The organism is Kitasatospora sp. NPDC048286 (genome assembly GCF_043201735.1).
GTDB lineage: Bacteria > Actinomycetota > Actinomycetes > Streptomycetales > Streptomycetaceae > Kitasatospora.
In genome coordinates, this window is the sequence record NZ_JBICZE010000013.1 from 86761 (window position 1) to 108123 (window position 21363).

Annotated in this window: 21 protein-coding genes; 13 read left to right on the forward strand and 8 right to left on the reverse strand. The window is 75.0% G+C overall.

Annotation, left to right across the window (positions count from 1 at the left end):
• Window positions 1-27 precede the first annotated feature (27 nt).
• From ACGF13_RS28740 to ACGF13_RS28755, 4 genes are all read left to right on the forward strand, one after another.
• Window positions 28-435 (forward strand): archease, encoded by a 408-nt coding sequence (locus ACGF13_RS28740; RefSeq protein ID WP_392880462.1) that lies wholly within the window; start codon window positions 28-30, stop codon window positions 433-435.
• Window positions 436-485: 50 nt separating this feature from the next.
• Window positions 486-1913, forward strand: a complete 1428-nt coding sequence (locus tag ACGF13_RS28745) for an RtcB family protein (protein WP_392880465.1) — start codon at window positions 486-488, stop codon at window positions 1911-1913.
• 163 nt (window positions 1914-2076) lie between these two features.
• Window positions 2077-3180: an ATP-binding cassette domain-containing protein gene (locus tag ACGF13_RS28750; protein WP_392880468.1), complete on the forward strand. Its 1104-nt coding sequence runs from the start codon at window positions 2077-2079 to the stop codon at window positions 3178-3180.
• Entirely contained in the window at window positions 3177-4010 is an 834-nt protein-coding gene (locus ACGF13_RS28755) for an ABC transporter permease subunit (protein WP_392880471.1), read from the forward strand. Before ACGF13_RS28750 ends, ACGF13_RS28755 begins: the two co-directional genes overlap by 4 nt.
• 45 nt (window positions 4011-4055) lie before the next feature.
• Here the strand turns inward: ACGF13_RS28755 and ACGF13_RS28760 are convergent, their stop codons facing one another.
• Complete coding sequence (locus ACGF13_RS28760; protein WP_392880474.1) at window positions 4056-4967, reverse strand: LysR family transcriptional regulator; 912 nt, start codon at window positions 4965-4967, stop codon at window positions 4056-4058.
• Between the two features lie 188 nt (window positions 4968-5155).
• On the opposite strand from ACGF13_RS28760, the gene ACGF13_RS28765 reads away from it, so the two are divergent.
• Window positions 5156-5836, forward strand: coding sequence for a type 1 glutamine amidotransferase domain-containing protein (locus ACGF13_RS28765; protein ID WP_392880476.1), 681 nt, complete (start codon window positions 5156-5158; stop codon window positions 5834-5836).
• A gap of 100 nt (window positions 5837-5936) precedes the next feature.
• On the opposite strand, the gene ACGF13_RS28770 is transcribed toward ACGF13_RS28765, so the two are convergent.
• Entirely contained in the window at window positions 5937-7514 is a 1578-nt protein-coding gene (locus tag ACGF13_RS28770; protein WP_392880478.1) for a carboxylesterase/lipase family protein, read from the reverse strand.
• 109 nt (window positions 7515-7623) lie between these two features.
• Between ACGF13_RS28770 and ACGF13_RS28775 the strand changes: the two genes are divergently transcribed.
• From ACGF13_RS28775 to ACGF13_RS28800, 6 genes are all read left to right on the forward strand, one after another.
• Window positions 7624-8265, forward strand: coding sequence for a TetR/AcrR family transcriptional regulator (locus tag ACGF13_RS28775; RefSeq protein WP_392880480.1), 642 nt, complete (start codon window positions 7624-7626; stop codon window positions 8263-8265).
• Window positions 8266-8370: 105 nt separating this feature from the next.
• Window positions 8371-9438, forward strand: coding sequence for a TIGR03617 family F420-dependent LLM class oxidoreductase (locus ACGF13_RS28780; protein WP_392880482.1), 1068 nt, complete (start codon window positions 8371-8373; stop codon window positions 9436-9438).
• Window positions 9439-9669: 231 nt separating this feature from the next.
• Window positions 9670-10128, forward strand: coding sequence for a hypothetical protein (locus ACGF13_RS28785; RefSeq protein WP_392880485.1), 459 nt, complete (start codon window positions 9670-9672; stop codon window positions 10126-10128).
• Window positions 10125-11930, forward strand: a complete 1806-nt coding sequence (locus tag ACGF13_RS28790) for a GMC family oxidoreductase (RefSeq protein ID WP_392880487.1) — start codon at window positions 10125-10127, stop codon at window positions 11928-11930. Before ACGF13_RS28785 ends, ACGF13_RS28790 begins: the two co-directional genes overlap by 4 nt.
• Window positions 11927-12769, forward strand: coding sequence for a hypothetical protein (locus ACGF13_RS28795; RefSeq protein WP_392880490.1), 843 nt, complete (start codon window positions 11927-11929; stop codon window positions 12767-12769). Before ACGF13_RS28790 ends, ACGF13_RS28795 begins: the two co-directional genes overlap by 4 nt.
• Window positions 12766-13449 (forward strand): DUF402 domain-containing protein, encoded by a 684-nt coding sequence (locus ACGF13_RS28800; RefSeq protein ID WP_392880492.1) that lies wholly within the window; start codon window positions 12766-12768, stop codon window positions 13447-13449. Before ACGF13_RS28795 ends, ACGF13_RS28800 begins: the two co-directional genes overlap by 4 nt.
• 61 nt (window positions 13450-13510) lie before the next feature.
• On the opposite strand, the gene ACGF13_RS28805 is transcribed toward ACGF13_RS28800, so the two are convergent.
• The 5 genes from ACGF13_RS28805 to ACGF13_RS28825 all read right to left on the reverse strand — a co-directional run bounded on the left by ACGF13_RS28805 (window position 13511) and on the right by ACGF13_RS28825 (window position 17853).
• Entirely contained in the window at window positions 13511-14527 is a 1017-nt protein-coding gene (locus ACGF13_RS28805; protein WP_392880495.1) for a bile acid:sodium symporter family protein, read from the reverse strand.
• Between the two features lie 143 nt (window positions 14528-14670).
• Window positions 14671-14988 (reverse strand): hypothetical protein, encoded by a 318-nt coding sequence (locus ACGF13_RS28810; RefSeq protein ID WP_392880498.1) that lies wholly within the window; start codon window positions 14986-14988, stop codon window positions 14671-14673.
• On the reverse strand, window positions 14985-15872 hold the full coding sequence (locus ACGF13_RS28815) for an oxaloacetate decarboxylase (protein WP_392880500.1): 888 nt from the start codon (window positions 15870-15872) through the stop codon (window positions 14985-14987). Before ACGF13_RS28815 ends, ACGF13_RS28810 begins: the two co-directional genes overlap by 4 nt.
• A 317-nt stretch (window positions 15873-16189) precedes the next feature.
• Complete coding sequence (locus ACGF13_RS28820; protein WP_392880503.1) at window positions 16190-17068, reverse strand: class I SAM-dependent methyltransferase; 879 nt, start codon at window positions 17066-17068, stop codon at window positions 16190-16192.
• 194 nt (window positions 17069-17262) lie between these two features.
• A complete protein-coding gene (locus ACGF13_RS28825) occupies window positions 17263-17853 on the reverse strand; it encodes a PadR family transcriptional regulator (protein WP_392880504.1) in 591 nt (196 codons plus the stop codon).
• Between the two features lie 176 nt (window positions 17854-18029).
• On the opposite strand from ACGF13_RS28825, the gene ACGF13_RS28830 reads away from it, so the two are divergent.
• Together ACGF13_RS28830 and ACGF13_RS28835 are read left to right on the forward strand one after the other, a co-directional pair.
• Window positions 18030-19448 carry an MATE family efflux transporter gene (locus ACGF13_RS28830; RefSeq protein ID WP_392880506.1) on the forward strand — a complete coding sequence of 473 codons (1419 nt, stop codon included), beginning with the start codon at window positions 18030-18032 and terminating at the stop codon, window positions 19446-19448.
• Window positions 19399-19926 (forward strand): DinB family protein, encoded by a 528-nt coding sequence (locus ACGF13_RS28835; protein ID WP_392880508.1) that lies wholly within the window; start codon window positions 19399-19401, stop codon window positions 19924-19926. Before ACGF13_RS28830 ends, ACGF13_RS28835 begins: the two co-directional genes overlap by 50 nt.
• Here the strand turns inward: ACGF13_RS28835 and ACGF13_RS28840 are convergent.
• On the reverse strand, window positions 19913-21355 hold the full coding sequence (locus tag ACGF13_RS28840) for an MFS transporter (RefSeq protein ID WP_392880511.1): 1443 nt from the start codon (window positions 21353-21355) through the stop codon (window positions 19913-19915). The genes ACGF13_RS28835 and ACGF13_RS28840 overlap by 14 nt on opposite strands.
• Between the last annotated feature and the right edge of the window lie 8 nt (window positions 21356-21363).

Below are 21363 nucleotides of genomic sequence, written 5' to 3' on the forward strand. Positions count from 1 at the left end.
GGTCGGTCTGCCAGTGGCCACCGGAGTGTGCCGCACACGGCTGACCTGCGGGTGGAGGCCTGGGCGCCGACGGCCGAGGGCTGTATCGGCGAGCTGGTGTACGGCGTGGTCGGGAGCTTCGCCGACCTCTCCGGTGCGCGGGTCGTGGGCGAGCGGGGCTGCACCGTGCTCGCCGTGAGTGACCCGGACCTGCTCGCGAGCGTACTGGAGGAGGTCGTCTACCGGATGGATGTCGACGGCGAACTGCCCGTCGCCGTCGCGATCGGCCCGATCGAGGGCCTGGACGGTGCCCGTCGGGTGGCGGTCCGCTTCCGGATGGCCGATGCCGCGACGGCCGCGCTGGTCGGCGCGGTGCCGAAGGCCGTCTCACTGCACGACCTGGACCTGAGCGCCGGGCCGGACGGCTGGACCTGCCGGGTCACCGTGGACGTCTGAGCACCGGCCCGGGTAGGGCGGACCGGACCTGCGGGAGCGGGGTGAGCGAGGTGGAGATCGCACTGGCCGAGGCGGGCCGCAACCGCTGGCGGATCGAGCCGCGCCCGCCGATGCGGGTGCCCGGCGTGGTGTTCGCGAACGGCGCGCTGCTGCCGCAGGCCGCCGGGGACAAGGCGCTGGAACAGGTGGCGAACGTGGCGACGCTGCCCGGGATCGTCCGCGCCTCCTTCGCGATGCCCGACGTGCACTGGGGCTACGGCTTCCCGATCGGCGGGGTCGCCGCCACCGACGTCGAACGGGGCGGGGTGGTCTCGCCCGGCGGGGTGGGCTTCGACATCTCCTGCGGGGTCCGGCTGCTGGCGGCCGGCGTCGCCCGGGACGAACTCGACCGGGACCGGATCGGCCGACTGATGGACCTGCTGGACCACACCGTCCCGCGCGGCCTGGGCCGGGGCGGCCTGTGGCGGCTGTCCGGGCCGGAGGAACTGGACGAACTGCTGCTCGGCGGCGCCCGCTACGCCGTCGAGCACGGCCACGGCGTGCCCCGCGACCTGGAACGCTGCGAGGACCGCGGCGTGCTGGCCGGCGCGGCCCCCGGCGAGGTGAGCACCCGGGCCGTCGAACGCGGGCTGCAGCAGGTCGGCAGCCTCGGCTCGGCCAACCACTTCCTGGAGGTGCAGGCCGTCGACCGGGTCCACGACGCCGAGACCGCCGCCGCCTTCGGACTGCGGCCCGGCCAGGTCTGCGTCATGATCCACTGCGGTTCGCGCGGCCTGGGCCACCAGATCTGCACCGACCACGTCCGCGCCATGGATCGCGAACTGCACCGCTACCGGATCGAGGTCCCGGACCGCCAGCTCGCCTGCACTCCGGTCGACTCCCCGCGCGGCCGCGCCTACCTGGGCGCGATGACCGCCGCCGCCAACTACGGCCGGGCCAACCGGCAGCTGCTCTCCGAGGCGGCCCGCCGCGCCTTCGCCACCGCGCTCGGCGTCGGGCTGGAGCTGGTCTACGACGTCTCGCACAACCTCGCCAAGCTGGAGACCCACGAGGTGGACGGCGAACTGCGGACACTCTGCGTGCACCGCAAGGGCGCCACTCGGGCGCTGCCGCCCGGCGACCCCGACCTGCCCGCGGACCTGGCGGACGCCGGGCAACCGGTGCTGGTGCCCGGCACCATGGGCACCGCCTCGTACGTCATGGTCGGCCTGCCCGGCAACGAGGCCTTCCGCTCCGCCTGCCACGGCGCCGGACGGGTGCTGAGCCGTCACCAGGCGCTGCGCACCGTGCGCGGCGAGCGGCTGAAGGACGAGCTGGAGGCGCAGGGGATCGCGGTGCGGCCGGCCTCCTGGCGGGCGCTGGCCGAGGAGACCCCGCAGGCGTACAAGGACGTCGACGCGGTGGCCGCCGTCACCGAGGCCGCCGGGCTCGCCCGGCAGGTCGCCCGGCTGGTGCCGCTGGGCGTGTGCAAGGGGTGACGCACGGGAGACGTGCGCAGGGGTGGGGCGTAACCGCGGGTGAGTTCGCCGGACCGGTCCGGGCGCGTCCCTCGACTCGCCCGGCCGGGCGCGCTTTGATGTCGGACGCGTCCGTCACCGGATCGCAGCCGACACCGCAGCGCATCCGCCACAGGAGGTGGTCATGCCGGGCAACCCGGACCCAGCCGTCGACCGTCGGGGCACCGGAACCGGCCCGGTGATCGAACTGCGCTCGCTCACCAAGCGCTACGGCGAGACGGTCGGCATCGAACGGCTGGACGTGTCGGTCGAGGCCGGCGAGGTGTTCGGCCTGCTCGGCCCCAACGGCGCCGGCAAGACCACCACGCTGCGCTGTCTGGTCGGCCTGCTCAGCCCCAGCGACGGACAGGTGCGAGTGCTCGGCCTGGACCCGGTCGCCGACCACGGCCGGCTCGCCCCCTCCATCGGCTACCTGCCCGGCGAACTGCGCCTCTACCCCGAACTCACCGGGCAGCAGACCCTCGACCTGCTCGCCGCCCTCCAGGGCGCCCCGGTGCCGCGCCGGGACGAGCTGTGCGAGCGGCTGAAGCTCTCCCGGGCCGACCTGGCCCGGCCGGTGGGGGAGTACTCGCGCGGCATGAAGCAGAAGCTCGGGCTCGTCCAGTCGCTCCAGCACCGGCCGCCGGTGGTGGTGCTGGACGAACCGAGCGAGGGGCTCGACCCGCTGGTCCAGGAGGCCTTCTACGAACTGCTCGCCGAGGAGACCGCGGCCGGGCGGACCGTCCTGCTCTCCAGCCACGTGCTGCCCGAGGTGCAGCGGACCTGCGGCCGGGTCGCCATCGTCCGCCACGGCCGGCTGGTCACCGTCCGCTCGGTGGCCGAGCTGCGCCAGGCCCGGGCCCGCCGGGTCCGGCTGCTGTTCCGCGACGGGCGGGGCGCCAGGGCGCTCGGCGCCGCCGAGCGGTGGTCCCCGCGCTGGGACGGCCCACGGGTCGAGCTGCTGGTGCCGCCGGACGACGTGGTCGAGGCGGTGCGCACCCTGCTCGCCGAACAGCCGGTGGCCGACCTGACGGTGGAGGAGGCGGGGCTGGACGAGGCCTTCCTCGACCTCTACCGGTCCGTCGGCGACGAGGTGCTTCCGGACGGCAGCGGCCCGCCGGAACCGAGTGGGCTACGGGAGGCGAGCGGGTTGTCGGAACCGAGTGGTCTGCCGGAACCGAGCGGCGCGCCGGGACCGAGCGGCCTGCCGGAACCGAGTGGTCCGTCGGAACCGGAGGAGAAGCCGTGAACCCGGGCACCGCCAACCGCCGCCTCCCGCTGGTCTGGCTCGCCCTGCACCGGCGCCGCCGGATGCTGCTCTCCCTGCTGTTCGGCATGGTGGTCTTCGAGACCCTGATCGTGGTGATCGCCGGAACCGTCCCGACCAGTGACCTGTTCGGCGAACGCCGCACCCCGCCCGGCGCGTTCAAGGCCTTCAGCGGCTCCAACGGCGACATCTCCATCGCCAGCTACCCGGGCCTGCTCGGCGCCGGACTCACCCACCCGTTCTGGATCGCCCTCCAACTGACCGTGATCGGCTCGCTCGGCGCCGCCGCCGTCGCGGCCGACGTCGAGTCCGGCACCATCGAGCTGCTGATGACCCGCCCGGTCTCCCGCCGCCGGCTGCTCGCCGAGCGGGCCGGCGCCCTGATCGCCGCCACCGTGCTGCTCAACGCCGCCGCCACCCTGACCCTCGCGATCGGGGTGGCGGCCTCCCCGAAGCTGCGCGCGGCCGTGCCGGAGAGTGCGGTGTTCACCGCCGGACTGCTCGGCTGCGCCCTCGCGTTCTGCCTGACCGGACCGGTGCTGGCGGTTTCCGCGATGAGCCGGCGGCGGGCCCATGTGATCGGTGCGGCCGTCGCGTTCGGCGCGGTCGGCTTCGCGCTCAACTTCGTCGCGCTGGCCTGGTCCCCGGCCAGGTCGCTGCGCTACCTCAGCCCGTTCCACTACTACGCGCCGGGCGACGTGCTCGGCCACGGCGGGGTGCCGTGGGCGGCCTTCGGGGTGCTGCTCGGGGTGGGACTGCTCGGACTGGCGGCGGCCTTCGTGCTGTTGGAGCGGCGGGACCTGGCCGTTTGAGGTGGGGACGTGGCAGACCGTGGCGGTCCGCGGCTGGCAGCCCGGTCAGCCCCAGGTATGGGCCGCGGCCAGCAGGCGCTCGCGGACCAGGGCCACGTGCGGGTTGGCCGAGCCGGCCGGGCGGCGGACCAGGTAGGCGGTGTTGATCGGCGGATCGGCCGGCTCGTGCAGCAACCGCAGGGCCCCGGAGGCGAGTTCGGCCCGGCACAGGTAGCCGGGCAGCACGCTCCAGCCCGCGCCCGCCGTCACCGCCGAGAGCACCGCCCGCAGGTCCGGCACGGTGACCGCCGCCCGGGCGTGCAGCCGCCGGTCGAAGACGTGTCGCCAGTAGCGGCGGGCGATCGGCAGGTCCTCGGCGTAGCTGAGCAGCGGGACCTCGGCCAGCGCGCCGGGCAGCTCCCGGCCGGCCAGCCGCTCGGCCCAGACCGGGGCCGCGACCAGGACGAACTCCTCGTCGGCCAGGGGATCGGCGAGCAGCGTCCGGCCGCGCGGACGGCGGGTCGCGACCACCAGGTCGTGCTGCCCGGCCCGCAGTTCCGCCAGCAGCGGGTCGGTCAGCCCGGCCGTCACCCGCAGCCGGACGCCCTCCGCGACCAGCGGGGCCAGCTCCGCCAGCAGGACGGTGCCGAGGAACTCGGCGGGCCCGGCGAGGTGGACCGGCTCCGGTACGCCGTCGCCGTGCCCGTCGGCGAGGCCCGCGAGCTGGTCCAGCGGTACGGCCAGGCGCCCGGCGAGCTCGTCGGCGTACGGCAGCGGGCTGACCCCGCGGGCTCGGCGCTCGAAAAGCTCCCGGCCGAGCCGCTGCTCCAGCGCCCGTATCTGCGCCGTCACCGTGGACTGGGACAGGCCCAGCAGGTGCGCGGCCGCGGTGAGGGAGCCCGCCCGGTGCACGGCGAGGAAGGTCCGCAGCTGGTTGAGGTCCAGCGGGCCTGATCCGGTGGTCAGCCGATCGCTCATGCCGCCGAGCGTACGGGATTCCGATGGCCGGACGGCGGCTGGACGATCCGGGTGAGGTATCGGAATCCCGATGCCTCGCATCGCGTGGCCCATTGGTTTCCGGGGGCCGGGCGCGTCTAGCGTCTCCGGCGTGAGCGCCGCGGCGGACCGTCGCGGCGAGGACCGCGGCACCCTTGGAGGCACATCTCATGGCCGACATCCTGTTCGTCGTGACCGGCGCGAGGTTCTGGACCCTGGACGACGGCACCGCGCACCCGACCGGCTTCTGGGCGGAGGAGGCGGTCGTCCCGTACCGCGCCTTCACCGAGGCGGGCCACCGGGTCACCGTCGCGACCCCGGCCGGAGTCGTCCCGGTCGCGGACGGGGCCAGCCTGACCGACCCGGCGATGGCCGAGGAAGTGGAGAAGATCGCCGAGTTCCGGCAGCCGCTGGTGCTGGCCGAGGTCGACCCGGCCGACTACGACCTCGTGTTCTACCCCGGCGGCCACGGCCCGATGGAGGACCTGGCGGTCGACCCCGACTCCGGCCGGCTGCTCACCCGGGCTCTCGCCTCCGGGCGCCCGCTCGGGGTGGTCTGCCACGGCCCGGCCGCGCTGCTCGCCGCGCGGGCCGAGGGCAGTGGCTCGCCCTTCGCCGGGTACCGGGTGACCGGTTTCACCAACGCCGAGGAGACCCAGGCCGGCCTGGCCGACCGGGCGCCGTGGCTGCTCCAGGACCGGCTGGTGGAGCTCGGAGTGGACTTCGAGGAGGGCGCGCCCTGGGCGCCGCACGTGGTGGTCGACCGCAACCTGGTGACCGGTCAGAACCCGGCCTCCTCGGGGCTGGTGGCCGCCGAGTTGCTGAAGCTGCTGGACGCGTCGGCGGCGTAGCGGCCGAACGGGCCCGCCGTTCGGCTGCCACGCCATCGGTGTCCGGACCTGCCACGCCAAGGGTGTTCGGGCGGCCCGCACCGCGGGCCGGTGCCCGCCGTCAGGGGAGGTCGTAGGCGGTGAGGGGGTGCCCCGCCCAGATCCGGCGGGCGGTCTGCTCCGGGTAGTGGACGGTCTCCGAGTGGGCGTCCAGCACCCGGGTGAGCTGCCCGTCCGGCTCGAAGGCGGGCCACCCCGGGTCGCCGGTGGTGGCGAACCGGACCCAGGCCTCCCGTAGTTCCGCAGAGACCCGGACCGCCTCCGGCGGGGGCGGGTCGCCGAGGAAGTGCCGCGCCGCGGGGCTGTCCAGGGTGCCGAAGGCGAGCGGCACGTCCAGGCCGTGGCAGGCGCCGAAGACGCCGCCGAGGGCGGGGGCGGGCAGGGCGAGCTCGAAGAGGTACGAGGTGCCGCCGGCCGCCGCGTTGACCTCGGCGAGCCGGAGGGACGGCACCCGGAACAGGGCGTCGGAGCTGACGGCTTCGAGGAGGTCGGAGGGTGTCGCCCCCGGGAGGGCGGCCCGGTAGGCGTCCGGGCCGCCCGGCGGCGGGGCGAACAGCTCGAGCGCCAGCCGGGCCTCCTCCTCGGTGAAACGGCCGTGCCGACCGCTGAGGACACCGAACAGCCGGAACTCGTCCCGGGTGTGGCTGACCAGCAGGTCGACGCCCTCGGTGAGCGCCGACCAGGGCGAGCCGGGCAGCACCTCGCCGTCGACCACCGGGACGGTGGCGAGGCCGCTGTGCGCCAGCCGGCCCCAGCGCGCGAGATGTTCCGGCAGCGCGGCGCCGAGTTCCGTGACGGCCGAGGCCAGGCGCCGGGGGTGCACCTCGGCCAGCGCGGCGGCGGTGGGGGCCGTACCGACCAGCTTCGCGAGCTCGGCGGTGACCTCGGCGGCCAGGGCGGGGGTGCAGTGGGTGCCCGGCACGGTGTGGGCGACGGCCCGCCGGAACAGGCCGCGGGCGGAGTCCGTCGCCAGCAGGGCGGCGACCGACCCGGCGCCCGCGGACTGCCCGGCGACGGTCACCAGGGCCGGGTCCCCGCCGAACCGGGCGATGTTGCGCCGCACCCAGCGCAGGGCGGCGATCTGGTCGAGGAAGGCCCGGTTGGCCGGGGCGCCCTCCAGCAGGGCGAAGCCCTCGGCGCCCACGCGGTAGTTGACGCTCACCACGACCAGCCCGGCGGAGGCCAGCGCGGTCGGGTCGTACAGCGGGTCGTTGGCGCTCCCGGAGATGAACCCGCCGCCGTGGATCCAGACCAGGACCGGCAGGCCGGCCGCGCCGGGATCGGGCGTGCAGACGTTGAGGGTCAGCCAGTCGGAGTCCTCGGAGACGACGGCGCCCTCGCCGGATTCGCCGGATTCGCCGGATTCGGGGGACTCGGCGGGCAGCGGTCCGGACTGCGGGACCATCGGGCCGAAGGCGGTGGCCTCGCGGACGCCGTCCCAGGGCTCGGGCTCGGCGGGTGCGGCGAAGCGGAGGGCCCCGACGGGCGGCTGGGCGTAGCGGATGCCGCGGAAGACCGCGAGCGCGCGGCCCGCCGGCTGTTCCTGCCGCTGTCCGTGCTGCTGTTCCGGTCCGCGCGGCCGCTCCCAGCGGCCGCGGACGAGTCCCTCGGTGGTGCGGATGACGGGTTGCTCCGACATGTGGACGCTCCTCCCTCGGAAGGCTTTCCACGTTATAGGTCAGCTGTATTGTGTCAACTGTATGGAAAAGACTCCGCCGGGTGCGGGGAGAGCCGAGGAGCCGCCGCCCATGCCGAAGCAGGTCGACCACCGGGAGCGCCGGGAGGCGATCGCCCGTGCGCTGTGGCGGGTCGTGGAGCGGCGCGGCGCCACCCACCTGACGATGCGCGAGGTCGCGGGGGAGGCCGGCATCTCGCTCGGCCAGCTCCAGCACTACTTCGGCTCCCGGGCGCAGATGCTCACCTTCGCGATGGACTTCGCCGCCGAACAGGGCGCGCTGCGGGTCGGCCGGGCGCTGGAAGCGCTCGGCGAGCGCCCGCACCCGCGTGACGTGCTGCGGGCGATGCTGGTCGAGCTGCTGCCGCTGCACGCCGACGCGCGGGCGACCAGCCGGATGAGCGCCGCCTACGTGCTGGAGGCGCTGCACGACGAGGACGTGCACGCGCGGGCGCGCGGCGGCCTGATCCAGGGGCGGGCGATGGTCGAACAGGTGGTCCGGCAGGCGATCGCCGACGGGCACCTCGCGGCCGACCGCGACCCGGCGGTGGAGACGGACCTGCTGCTCGCGCTCACCGGGTTCACCACGCTGCTGGAGCTGGGCGTGGTCGAGCCCGCCGCCGTGCTCGCGGCCGTCGACCGGCACCTGGAGCGGCTGTTCGCGGCGCCGGGCGGCGCGGGCGGGACTGCCGGCGCTGCCGTCGGCCGTGGGTGAGGCGGCCGGTGGGGCGGCGGCCCGCCCGGGGAGCGGGTCGGGGAGCGAGCCCGGGCGTGGCACGCTACCCGGGTAGCACCGCCGTCCGCGATCAGGAGCACCGCCATGGACCGACCCGCAGCCCTCCGTCTCGACGCCACCGCCTCCGGACACCCGGCGGGGATCCTGGACGCCGCCGAGCGGGCCGAACGCCGGGGCATGGACCGGCTGGTGGTCGCCGAGACCGCGTACGACCCGTTCCTCCAGCTCGCCCGCGCGGCCGACCGGACCGAGTCGATCGAACTGGCCACCGGCATCGCGGTGGCCTTTGCCCGGACCCCGATGACGCTCGCCTACCAGGCCTGGGGGCTGCACGCCGCCTCCGGCGGACGGGCCGTCATCGGGCTGGGCTCGCAGGTCAAGCCGCACATCGAGAAGCGCTTCGGGATGCCCTGGGACCGTCCGGCCGCCCGGATGCGCGAGTACGTGCACGCGGTGCGGGCGATCTGGCACAGCTGGCAGACCGGCGAACGGCTCCGCTTCCGCGGCGAGTTCTACACCCACACGGTGATGACGCCGGTGTTCTCGCCGGACCCGGTCCCGTCCGGGGTGCCGCGGATCCTGCTGGCGGGCGTCGGACCGCTGATGACCCGGACCGCCGGGGCGGTGGCCGACGGCTTCCTGAGCCACCCGTTCTCCTCCACCGCCTACCTGGCCGAGCAGGTGCTGCCCGGCCTGACCGAGGAGCGGGCCCGGGCCGAGGCGGAGGGCGCCGCGTGGACGGAGCGCCCGTTCGAGATCGTCGGCAACGTGCTCACCGCCGCCGGCCGCACCGAGGAGGAGCTGGCGGCGAACCGCGCGGCCACCCGCGAGCGGCTCGCGTTCTACGCTTCCACGCCGGCCTACCGCCCGGTCCTGGCGCAGCACGGCTGGGAGGGGCTCCAGGAGGAGCTGCACACCCACTCGGTGCGCGGACGCTGGGCGGAGATGGCCGCGCTGATCGACGACGAGGTGTTCGACACCTTCGCGGTCTGCGGTCCGGTGGAGGAGGTCGCCCGGGAGATCCACCACCGGTACGCGGGCCTGGTCACCCGGCTGTCCGTCAACCTCCCCGAGGAGGCCGACCCGGAACTGGGCCTGGACGTCCTGGCGGCGGTACGGGCGCTGGGCCGACCGGAAGCGGACGCCGGGTGATCGTGGTGGGCGGTCGACCGGACAGGGGGTGACGAAGTCCGGGCAGATTCGCGCAATGCGTTTCCGGTGGTGAGGGCGGGCGGCAGGATCGCGGTGGCGGGCAGGGGTGTCCGGCGAGGGTCGGCGCCCCGGGGCCCGCCTCGTTCCGGGGCCTGTCGCGCCGTGCGGTCCGTCGCACCGTACGGCCTGCCGTGCCCCGGCCACCCGTTGCCGATCGTGGGGGGTGCCCGCGTGCCCGTGTCCGACGACCGCCCGGCCGACTACGACCTGGCGGAGTGCTGGGACCCCGTCGCGAACAAGTACGTCGACGCCCTGGCCGACCTGGACGAGTTCCTGCGCGTCTGCGCCGAGCTGACCGGCTTCGACGTGCCCGAACTGCGCTCCACCGGCATGGCGGACGAGCACCACCGCACGACGCTGGCCCACCAGGTGCGCGACGAACACGCCCTGGTCCACCTCTGGTACGTCGGCGCCTGGCCGGGCGAGGCGCCCTCCTCCGCCCGCGCCCACGACCAGGGACTGGTCTGGCGGACCTTCCACGCCGCCCCGCCGGGCGCCACCGCCCCCGGACACGGCAGCTGGGCCGCGGCACCCCGAGGGGCCGAGGACCGGGGAGGTGCCGGGGGCCTGGGAGGTGCCGGGTGCCTTGAGGCCGTCGACGCACCCGACGACGACCTCGAGGGCCGATGAGCCCCCGCTGGGACGCCGTCGTGGTCGGCGCGGGCTTCGCCGGGACACTGGTCGCCCACCGCCTCGGCGCACAGGGCTGGCGGGTCCTCGTCCTGGAGGCCGGACGCGCCGCGCCCACCGGCGCCGAGGCCTCCGCCGCCCACCGCGCGGCCGGCGGCGGACCACCCACCTCGCCCTACCCGCACAGCCCCGAGGCTCCGTCACCCGACGTCACGGACCTCACCGGAAGCCCGGACGGCGGCTTCACCGCCACCGGCCACCTCCGCCAGTACGGTCCGCTGCCCTACGCCAGCGGCTACCTGCGCGCCAACGGCGGCACCGGACTGCTCTGGACCGGGCTCACCCCGCGCATGCACCCCGAGGACTTCCGCACCGGCGACCTCGGCCACGGCCGCAACTGGCCGATCGGCTACCACGACCTGGAACCCCACTACCGCGAGGCCGAACGGGAACTCGGTGTCGCCGCCGACGCCCGGGAGCAGCGCCACGCCGTCGGACTGCCCATCCCGGACGGCTACGACTTCCCGATGCGGGCCGTCCCGGCGAGCTACCTCGACCGGGAGCTGGCCCGCGCCCTCGACGGCCGGACCGTCCGCGACCCCGCCGTGCCCGGCCCCGCCCGGCTCGCCGTCACCGCCACCCCGCACGCCCGCAACGGCGTGCCGACCAGGCCCGGCTCCGCCGACGGGCCGCTCTGTGCGGGCAGTGCCGGCTGCGTCCCGGCCTGCCCGAGCGGCGCCAAGTACACCCCGCTGCGCACCCAGGCCCGCTGGGCGGCCGGCGTCGAACTGCGCACGGAGGCCGTCGTCAGCCGGGTGCTGGCCGACCCGCAGACCGGGCGGGCCCGGGAGGTCGAGTACGTCGCGGGCGGCACGACCCACCGGGTGACGGCGGACCTGGTCGTCCTCGCCGCGCACGCGATCGAGAACGCCCGACTGCTGCTCCTCTCCGGTCTGGCCGAGCGCAGCGACCAGGTCGGCCGGAACCTGATGGACCACCCGGCCCTGCTCACCTGGGGGCTGATGCCCCGCCCGGTCGGCCCCTACCGGGGGCCCGGGTCCACCAGCGGCCTGGAGGCGTTCCGGTTCGGCCCCGGGCGCGCCCGCCGGGCGCCGTTCCGGATCGAGATCGGCAACTGGGGCTGGTCCTGGGCGGGCGGAGCGCCGGAGGCCGAGGCGGCGGCGCTGATCACGGCGGGCCTGCGCGGCAAGGAGCTGCGCGAGCGGCTCGGCGACCGGCTGGGCCGTCAGTTCTCGCTCCAGTTCGAGCTGGAGCAGCCCGCCGACCCGGCCAACCGGGTCACCCTCGACCGGGACCGGCGCGACCCGCTCGGTCTGCCGGGACCGGCCGTCCGCTACGACCTCTCGGAGTACGTCCGTGAGGGGATGGCCTCCGCCCGGGTCGTCTCCGACCAGCTGTTCGCGCTGCTCGGCGCCGAGGACCACACCGCCTATCCGGCGACCGGGTGGCCGGGGAGGCTCGAACACCGGGGGACCGTCCACGGCTACCGGGGCGCCGGTCACGCCGGCGGCACCCACATCATGGGCGACTCGCCCGCGAACTCGGTGGTCGACCACTGGCAGCGCTGCTGGGACCACCCCAACCTGTACGCCGTCGGCTGCGGCTCGATGCCCTCCCTCGGCACCTCCAACCCCTCGCTCACCATGGCCGCCCTCGCGCTGCGCAGCGCCGAACGGATGCACCGCGACCTGCTGGAGCTGCATCGCCCGGCGACCGTCCTGCCCCGCTCGCCCAACTCGTCGTCCTCGTCGCTCTCCTCCTCGTCCCCGGAGCCCTCATGACCGGCCTGCCGCTGCCTCCCGTACCGGAGCCGTACCACCTGCCCTTCCACTACGGGGCGCTGCACAACATCGGCGTCGACTACCTGGTCGACCGCGTGCGGGCGCGCGAGCTGCTCGCCAAGCGCCACCCCGGACTGAGCGTCGCCGCCTTCGACGGCGGGGCCTGTGTCTCGCTCAACTACCAGCTCTACTTCGCCCAGTACCCGAACGGCGGCGGTATCACCCAGGAGCTGGAGATCAACCTGATCGCCCACCCGATCTTCGCCGAGGACCGGATTCCGGTGGTCAACTACGGGCAGTACGCCCGGGGTTACGACCAGACCAAGCTGCTCGGGATCGCCCGGCTGCACGTGCTCTGCGACAACCCCCATGCCATCGACGCCGGGCGCCGGCTGTACGCCGAGCCCAAGCACCCGGGCTGGTTCGAGACCACCCTGCCCTCCCTCAACGCGCCCGCCGTGCGCGAACGCTGGTCGGTGTCCTGCCGCCGGGCCACTCTCGGGCCGGACGGACTGAGCCGCCACGACGAGGAACTCCTCGCCCTGGACGTGAACCTGATCGGCCTCACCCCCGAGTCCGTCAGCAACACCCCGATCACCGGCTACGGCACCGACGAGGAGGGCCAGCTGCTGGCCGGACCGCTCAACGTCCACCAGCCCTACCGCTACTACGCCCTGGACGACCGCACCGCCGACCGCGTCCGGCTCGACCTCGGCAACCCCGCCGAGGAGTCCGCCCGCGACCTCGCCCACCTGATCGCCGACGCGCCGGCCGCCGGAGTCTGGACCTACCAGTCCCCGCCGGTCGCCGCCCACAACCGGGCCTACTACGTCCGATGACGGCGCCGGTCTTCGCTCCGGGCGACACCGCGGTGCGGCGGGACGTCACCCACGGCCAGGTCTGGTCGGCCATGCCCTACACGGTCCTCGGGGACGACGGTGCGACCCTGACGCTGAGCGCCCGCCCGGGGACGGAGACCCTGGCCCCGGCCGGCTGGACCGCGGCCGCGCGCGCCGGAGACGACGCCGCACGCCTGCACTGCATCGCCGACCTCGCGGCCGGCCGGTGGGAACTCGACCAGTGGACCTGGCGCGACACCGTGGTGCTCAGCCGCTTCACCGCCGGAGCGCCGTTCAGCGTGCACCGCTTCCTGACGCCCACCGGCCGACCGCTGCACTGGTACGTCAACTTCGAGCGCCCGTACCGCCGGACGGCCATCGGCCTCGACATCGACCTCTTCCTGGACCTCGTGATCACCCCCGATCTGTCGGAGTACAGCTGGAAGGACGAGGACGAGTACGCCCATGCCCGGCGCCTCGGCGTCGTCGACGAGGCCACCCACCGGCAGATGGCCCGGGCCCGGGACCTCGCCCTCGCCCAACTCCAGGACCGCACCGGACCGTTCGCCCCGGATCCGGCCGCCTGGACGCTGCCGCCCGAGAGGCCGCTGCCTGTCCTCCCGGTCACCGCCCTCAGCACCCCCGTCGCCGTGGACCGGTTCGGACCGGCCGCCGGTTAGGGGCGTGCCCTGCACCGGCCCGGCGGCCTGCCCGGGGCTTCGGCCAGGCCGCGCAGGGGGATCACCCGGGCGCCGGTGGAGCGCCCGGGCCGGTGAGCGCGGCCGGGGCCGCGCCCGGCGGGGCACCGGCCGTCGGTGCCCGCGACCAGCGGCCGGCGAGGACGGTGCCGACGATCAGCTGGAGCTGGTGGTAGAGCATCAGCGGCAGCACCATCAGCCCGGCCTGTGCTCCGAACAGGACGGTGGCCATCGGCAGGCCGTTGGCCAGGCTCTTCTGCGAGCCGCACAACACCGCCGCGATGGCGGCCGACCGGTCGAGGCCCAGCAGCCGCGCGCCGAGCCCGGTGGCCGCGAGGGCGGCGGCGAGCAGGGCGAGCAGCACCGCGAGCAGCCCGAGCAGGGCGAGGGGAGTCGCCAGACCCCAGATGCCCTGGGACACCGCCGCGCTGAACGCCGTGTAGACGACCAGCAGGATCGAACCGCGATCCACCGGGGTGAGCACCCGCTTGTGCCGGGACAGCGGACCGCCGAGCCACGGCCGCAGCACCTGCCCGAGCAGGAAGGGCGCGAGCAACTGGAGCCCGATCCGAAGCAGCCCGTCGGCGGACAGTTCGGTGCGCGAACCCAGCAGCCAGGCCGCCAGCAGCGGCGTCAGCACCAGCCCCGCCAGGCTGGAGTAGGTGCCCGCGCAGATCGCCGCGGGGACGTTGCCCCCGGCGGCGCCGGTGAGCGCCACCGAGGACTGCACCGTCGAGGGCACCAGGCAGAGGAACAGCACCCCGGTCTGCAGCGGCCCGGTCAGCGGGACGGGCGTGAGCAGCGCGGTGGCCACGCCGAGCAGCGGGAACAGGACGAAGGTGGCGGCCAACACCAGCCCGTGCAGCCGCAGGTGACGCAGCCCGGCGAGCGTTTCGCGGGTGGAGAGCCGGGCGCCGTAGAGGAAGAACAGCAGCGCCACCGCGAGCTCGCAGGCCACCTCGGCGACCCGTGCCGAGCCACCCGAGGCCGGGAACAGCGCGGCCAGCCCGACCGTCCCGGCCAGCGCCGCCATGTACGGGTCCAGCCAGCGAGGCAGCAACCTGCGGGAGCGGGGCCCGGGACCGGACGGCGGCGTCGGCGTGCCTTCCCCGCGCGCCCGCTCCCCGAACGCCTGTTCCCGGTTCCTCTGGTCCCCGCGCGCCCGGAGCCCTGGTGGCTGCTCCGGGCGCGCCAGGCGGTCGGTCACGGGCCGTCTTCCGCTGCCGGGCGGACCGTGTGCCCGGACGAGGAACCGGGCCCGATCAGTCCGCCGACCAGCGAACCCTCGCCGTCGTGGTCGCTGCCCGCGGAACCGCTGCCGTTCTGGAGGTTGGCCGTCCGGTCGACCTCCAGCCAGGAGTCGGCGTGCGAGTTGTCCACGACCGTGATCAGCCCGCCACCGGCCGCCGCGGGCGACGCGGCTCCCGCGAGCAGGGCGCAGGCACCGGCCAGCCCCAGCGCGGTGGCCCGCAGCGCGGCGGCCGGCGACACCGGCGCGAGCCCGCGTGGCCCGCCGCTCATGCCGTCACCGCCATCAACCCTCGGGAGCGCGAGATGTTCCGCTCCAGCAGCTCGGTGGACTCCCGCACGCCGACCTGCTCCCGGCCCCCGACCGGGGCCGGCAGCCGCCCGTCGGCGTTCTTCAGCCCGGCCAACGCCTCGTCCATCGCCCGGTGCGCGGCGAACAGGCACGGGGTGCTGTAGATGGCCACGTCCACCCCCAGGGCCGACAGCTCCGAGAGCGACAGCCGGGGCGACTTGCCGCCCGCGATCTGGTTGAACAGCAGGGGCTTGTCGCCGACCACCCGGCGGATCCGGCGGATCCACTCCTCGCTGCGCACGCCGTCCACCAGCACCACGTCGGCGTCGGTGGCGGCGAGCGCCCGGGCCCGGCGCAGGATGTCGTCCTCCTCGGTGGCGTCCGTGCGCGCGACCACCACCAAGTCCGTCCGGTTGGCGAGGACGAGTTCCAGCTTCTCCAGGTACTCCTCCAACGGCAGCACCAGCTTGCCGTCCGCGTGCCCGCAGCGGCGCGGACGCTTCTGGTCCTCGAGGATCACGCCCGACGCGCCGATCCGTTCGAGCCTGCGCACGACGTGGCAGGCGACCTCCGGATCGACGTAGCCGTCGTCGATGTCGACCAGGAGGTGGTGCCGGGGGAAGGCCCCGCGCAGCCGTTCGACGAAGCCCACCATGTCGGGCCAGGCGATGAAGCCGATGTCGGGCAGCCCGTAGTAGGAGGCCGCGAAGCCGAAGCCCGAGACGAACATGCCGTCGTAGTGATCGGCCGCGATGGAGGCCGAGTACATGTCGTAGACGCCGATCAGCGGCGTCGTCCCCGGGCCCGCGATCTCCGCGCGCAGCCGCTGCCCGGGGTTGTCCGATGCCGTGTTTCCGTGGAACAAGGTCTTCTCCTCACTGGGGATGACTTTGCCTGAACTTGGTGTTCACCAGACCGAACTGAGGTGTCATCACTATGCGCCCTTTAACGTTCCGTGGGCAAATCTTTAAATGAGATTCCCTCGTTAGAGTGAAACGGTGTTGATAATAGGAAAGGCCTAAAAATGAAAGTCAGATGAACGAGCTGACTCGTCGACAGTTCGGCAGGACGGGGTCGAACACGCCAAGACGGCGCCGGGGCCCGCCCGGTGAGGGGCGGGCCCCGGCGCTGGGGTCCGGTGTGCGGTCCGGTGTGGACTCAGGGGGCCAGGGGGCCAGGGGCTCAGGGGCTCGGCACCGGGGGCACGGCGCGGCGCTCGCGCAGCGTCCGGAGCATCCGCCGGGTGGCCTTGGTCGCGACCGGCGGCAGCAACTCCAGGGCCAGCCGACGCGGGACGGAGCGCTGGACCGGAGCCTTGACCCGGTAGTTGAGGCGCATCACCCGGGCGCCGGCGATGGTGTCCTCGTCGGCGGTGTACCCGTCGGCCTGCCAGTCGCGCTCCCGCAGGACCGCCTGGGCGGCCGCCGCGTCGCCCCAGGTGCCGTAGAACTTCATCGGGGTGAGCAGCACCGGCCGCAGCCCGCCGGTGAAGACCGCCTCCCAGACCGCGGCGGCGACGCCCGGGGTGTGCTCGGAGCGGTAGTCGTCCAGGGCGACCAGGCCGTTCTCGGAGAGCGCGGCGCGGGCCACGGCGATGTCCCCGGCGACGTGCTCGTAGAGGTGGGAGGCGTCGACGTGGACGAAGCGGCAGCTGTGCGCCCGGATCCGGCCGTCGGCCAGTACCGCGGTCGGGGCCTGCACTATCTCGGGCAGCTCGCCGTGGAAGGCGAGGTAGTTGGCCTCGAAGGCGCTGCGGGTGAGGGTCTTTCGGTAGGACAGGTCCATCTCGGCGGCGTTCTCGGCGTCGCCGGCCTCGGAGTCGAACAGGTCGCAGACCGTCAGCCGCTCGCCCGGCCGCAGGTGGTCGCCGAGCAGGACGGCGCTGCGGCCGAGGTAGCTGCCGAGTTCCAGGATGTCGCCGGTGACGCCGGCCGAGGTCTGGGCGGACAGCAGGTGGCTGAAGGCGGCTCGGTCGAGGCTGAAGAACCAGCCGGGGATGTCGTCCCGCTTCAGCGGCGCGGAGTGGACTGCGGCCTCGACCGCGGTCTCGGAAGTGGGCACGGCGGCCTCCAGGGGGACGGCGGGGCGCGGTGGCGGGTCACGCCGCGGAGGGGGCGCCGAGGACGTGAGGCGGATCATCATAGCGATGCCGGGGCCGGGGAGAGCCAGGTGTGGAACGGCCCAAATCCGCTTCTTCGCTCTGCTGTTCGGCAGGGACGTGCGCCTTCGTTTCCGCCTTCGGTCCGCCTGTCGGCCTAGCGTTCCGAGGGCTTCGGCTCCGCCGGTGCACCGGGGGTTTCCGAGGGTGCCGCGCCGCCCGGCCGTTCCAGTTCCGCGATGGTCTCGGTCAGCCAGGCGCGCTCGGCGGCCGTGGAAGCCCGGGCGACGAGCAGCATCCCGCGCCGGAAAGGGTTCGGCTCGCGTTCGGCGGTCAACGGCCGGCCCGCCCCGTCGTGGAAGAAGCTGCTCGGTGCGTCCAGGAAGCCCAGTCGGCGGCGGAGGACGGCGGCCTGTCGGGGCGGATCGGTGAGGTGGTGCAGGAAGGCGGTGACGGTGAAGAAGCGGATCTGGTCGGTGATCTCGACCTGCTCCGGATCGGCCAGCCGGCGCAGCAGTTCGGCCCGGCCCTCCGTCGTCAGCTCCAGCGTCTGCCGCGGAACGGCGCCGCTGCCCGGTTCGGTGCGCCGGAGCAGCAGCCCGGCCTTCTCCAGTCGGGCGATGGCGGGGTAGAGCGCGCCGTCGCTGACCGGCCGGACGTGGCCGGTCAGTCCGGTGATCCGGGACTTGAGCTCGTAGCCGTGCAGCGGCTGGTCGTACAGGAAGCCGAGGATCGCGAGCGTCAACACGGCTGGAGCCCTTCGGTCGGAGTGCGCCCTGTGGAGCAGCAATGCTACCTCTTGTCGATGTGCCTCGAAACGATGTATCTCTATTCGAGGCTTCGGTGGCAGGTCGACGCTGAGCCGAGGCCGAGTCGACGCCGACCGATCCCGAGCAGGAGCGCCACAGCGGAAGGGGGAGGGCCATGCGCGGACAGTCGCGCCGGCTCACGGCACTGGCGGTACCCGTCTACGCGGAGCTGTTGTCCGGGGTGGTCGCCTCGGTGATCGGCACGTTCTGGGTGGCCGGTCTCGGCGGGGCCGCGGTCGCCGCCGTCACCCTGGCCGGCACCGTGGAGAACCTGCTGCTCGGACTGGTGCTGGTGGTCGGCTCCGGCACCAGCGTCCGGCTCTCCCACGCCCTCGGAGCCGGCGACCGGGCCGAGGCCGCCCGTACCGCCCGCGCGGCGGGGTGGCTCTGCGCGGCGGGCAGCGTGGCGCTCGCCGTCCCCGGCTTCCTGCTGCGCGACCGGCTGGCGGGCGCCTTCCTGGACGGCGAGGCCGCCGCGCACGCCGCCGGGTACTTCACCGTCGCGTTCCCGGCGTTCGCGCTCTTCTTCGGCCAACGCGTCGCCGACGAGCTGTTCAAGGGCACCGGCGACACCCGCACCCCGATGCGGATCGCCCTGCTCTCCAACGCCCTGCTGCTCCTCCTCGACCCGCTGCTCATCCTGGGCCCGGGGCCGCTGCCCGCCCTCGGCGTGCCGGGCGCGGCCCTGGCTCTGGCCCTCTCCCGGGCGATCGCCCTCGCCGGCACCCTGCACCTGCGCCGGAGGCCACGACGATCGGCGGGGCAACCGGCGGAGCGGCGTACGGGGCCGCAGCCGCGGACCGCCGACGGAGCGGCCGGGGGAGTGGGCGCGGCAGCGGTACGGATCCTGCGCGCGGGCGCACCGTTCGGCCTGGACTTCACCGCCCGGATGGCTGTCGGAGCCGCCCAACTCGGCCTGGTCGCAGGCTTCGGCGTCGCCGCGGTGGCCGGGTACGGCCTCGGCTACCGCGTCCTGCTCGTCGTCACCATGGTCTTCTACGCGCTGCGCCAGGCCGCCGCGATCGAGGCCGCCCGCCTGGCCGGCGCGGGGGAGGGCGCCGCGCTGCGCACCCTGAGCCGGGCCACCGGCCGCCTCGCCGCACTGCTCGGCGCGGTGTCGGCCGTGCTCTCCGTGACGCTGGCCGGACCGCTGACCGCGCTCTTCGCCGAGGATCGGGCGGTGGCCGCGCAGTCCATCGGCTTCCTGCGGATGGCGGCGCTCTACCTGCTGCCGTACGCCCTGGTGGTGGCCCTCGGCGGGGTGCACCAGGCGGCGGGCGCAGGCCGACCGCTGGCGGTCTCCGTACTGCTCGGCCTCGGGGCCCAACTCGCCGCCTCGGCGGCCCTGTCCGGGCCGCTGGGAGTGTCGGGGGTGTGGCTCGGCCCGGCGGTGGGCGCGGCCGTGCAACTCGCGCTGCTCGCCGTACTGACACGGTCCCGGTCGGCGTGGGAGACGCGCGGGGGCGTGTGCCAGAGTGGGGGCCATGGCACTCACCCCGGACGGGCGGCCGATCCCGCCCCCGCACGCCGCTGAACGCGCCATGCTGGAGAGCTGGTTGGACTTCCAGCGGGCCACCCTCGCCCGGAAGGTCGACGGGCTCGACGACCGGCAGGTACGGCTGGCGTCCGTCCCGCCGTCCACGATGACCCTGCTGGGCCTGGTGCAGCACCTCGCCGAGGTCGAACGCAACTGGTACCAGCGGGTGTTCGACGGCCGGGAGGTCCCGCCGGTGTACGGTCCGGAGAACGCCGGCGGCTACGGGCTGGACCCTGCGCGCGGAATGGCCGAGGCGCTGGCGGACTGGAAGGCGGAGATCGACCGGGGCCGGGAGCTGACCGCGGACGAGTCACTGGACGCGGCCGGCGCGCTCTCCCCGCAGGCCGCGGCGGTGCTCGGCGCGGACAGCGTCTCGCTGCGCTGGATCCTGGTGCACCTGATCGAGGAGTACGCCCGCCACAACGGCCACGCCGACCTGCTCCGGGAGCGCATCGACGGCGTCACCGGCGTCTGACGGCACGGGCGCCGCTCACGGACGGCGCCACCGAAGAGGCCCGGCCGGGTACCGGGCCCGCGGCCCGGCCGGGCAGCCGCGTGGCGAGCAGCGTCCCCGCGCCGGCCACCACCGCCATGGTCAGCGCGGTCGGCGCGAGCGCCGCGCCGGGGTCGGTACGGCCGGCGGCGGTGGTGGCCAGGGCGATGCCCAGCGCCGGGCCGATGTTCAGCACGGTCTGCTGCAGACCTCCCGCGACCCCGGCCCGGGCGGCGGACGCACCGCGGACCACCACCGCGGTGGCGGTGGCCATCACCGTGCCGAAGCCGGTGCCGAACAGCGCGAAGCAGCCGCCGATCGCGGCCGTGCCGGAGCCGGGCCCGAGGCCCGCGGTGAGCAGCGCCCCTGCGGTGAGCAGGGTCATCCCGGACAGCACCACCGCCCGTTCGCCGTGACGCTTCGCCAGCCAGACGGAGCCGGGGGCCGCGAGGATCATCATCGCCGCGAGCGGCACCGCCCGCAGGGCGCTCTGCCAGGGGTCCAGCCCGAGCACGTCCTGGAGGTAGTAGGTGGCCGGGAAGAGCGCGCCCTGGAGCGCCGCCGAGGCCGCGAGCAGGACGGCGAGCGGCGGAGCGACCGCCGGTGAGCGGAGCAGAGCCGGCGGCAGCAGGGGGTCGGCGGTGCGGCGTTCGTGCCGGACCAGGGCCAGGGTGAGGACTCCGGTCGCGGCGAGGCCGAGCAGCGGGCCGGCCGACCAGCCGGAGTCCGGCAGCGCCACCAGGCTCTGCACCAGGCAGGCCAGCGCGAGCGCGAGCAGGGCCGCCCCGGGCAGGTCGAGTCCGCCGCCGCGACGCCCGGCTTCCGTCGGATCGGCCCCCGCCGGACCGGTCCCCGGCGCACCCGTCCCGGCCGGTACCAGGAGGGCCGCCAGGAGCGCGGCCGCGGCGGGCGGCAGGCCCAGCAGGAAGACCGACCGCCAGCCGAAGTGCGCGGTCAGCGCCCCGCCGACCAGCGGTCCGGCCGCCGCCGCGAGCCCGATGGCGGCGGTGCGGACCGCGATCGGCCCGGCCAGCCGGTCGGCGGGCCAGGCCGCCCGCAGCATGCCCAGGGTGGCCGGTTGCAGCAGCGCGCCCGCCACGCCCTGGACCACGCGCAGCGCGACGACCCAGCCGATGTCGGGTGCCAGGGCGATCCCGAGCGAGCCGGCGGCGAAGCCCGCCACACCGAGCGCGAAGAGCCGCCGGTGTCCGTATCGGTCGCCCAGCCGGCCGGCGAAGACCAGCAGGGCCGCCACGGTGACCAGATAGCAGGTGCTCGCCCACTGGACGGCCGTGACCGAGGCGTGCAGGTCGTGCCGGAGGGCGGGCTGGGCGACGGTCAGGGCGGTGCCGTCGACGGCGACCAGGACCGCGCCGGTGGTGCTCGCGGCGAGGACGAGCCCACGGCGCAACGGCGGCC

What these genes read in the sequence shown, in the direction of transcription:
- ACGF13_RS28750 (WP_392880468.1), top strand. Translation starts at nt 2,077, where the DNA reads ATGCCGGGCAACCCGGACCCAGCCGTCGACCGTCGGGGCACCGGAACC.
- ACGF13_RS28760 (WP_392880474.1), bottom strand. Translation starts at nt 4,967, where the DNA reads ATGAGCGATCGGCTGACCACCGGATCAGGCCCGCTGGACCTCAACCAG.
- ACGF13_RS28765 (WP_392880476.1), top strand. Translation starts at nt 5,156, where the DNA reads ATGGCCGACATCCTGTTCGTCGTGACCGGCGCGAGGTTCTGGACCCTG.
- ACGF13_RS28770 (WP_392880478.1), bottom strand. Translation starts at nt 7,514, where the DNA reads ATGTCGGAGCAACCCGTCATCCGCACCACCGAGGGACTCGTCCGCGGC.
- ACGF13_RS28775 (WP_392880480.1), top strand. Translation starts at nt 7,624, where the DNA reads ATGCCGAAGCAGGTCGACCACCGGGAGCGCCGGGAGGCGATCGCCCGT.
- ACGF13_RS28780 (WP_392880482.1), top strand. Translation starts at nt 8,371, where the DNA reads ATGGACCGACCCGCAGCCCTCCGTCTCGACGCCACCGCCTCCGGACAC.
- ACGF13_RS28790 (WP_392880487.1), top strand. Translation starts at nt 10,125, where the DNA reads ATGAGCCCCCGCTGGGACGCCGTCGTGGTCGGCGCGGGCTTCGCCGGG.
- ACGF13_RS28795 (WP_392880490.1), top strand. Translation starts at nt 11,927, where the DNA reads ATGACCGGCCTGCCGCTGCCTCCCGTACCGGAGCCGTACCACCTGCCC.
- ACGF13_RS28800 (WP_392880492.1), top strand. Translation starts at nt 12,766, where the DNA reads ATGACGGCGCCGGTCTTCGCTCCGGGCGACACCGCGGTGCGGCGGGAC.
- ACGF13_RS28810 (WP_392880498.1), bottom strand. Translation starts at nt 14,988, where the DNA reads ATGAGCGGCGGGCCACGCGGGCTCGCGCCGGTGTCGCCGGCCGCCGCG.
- ACGF13_RS28830 (WP_392880506.1), top strand. Translation starts at nt 18,030, where the DNA reads ATGCGCGGACAGTCGCGCCGGCTCACGGCACTGGCGGTACCCGTCTAC.
- ACGF13_RS28835 (WP_392880508.1), top strand. Translation starts at nt 19,399, where the DNA reads ATGGCACTCACCCCGGACGGGCGGCCGATCCCGCCCCCGCACGCCGCT.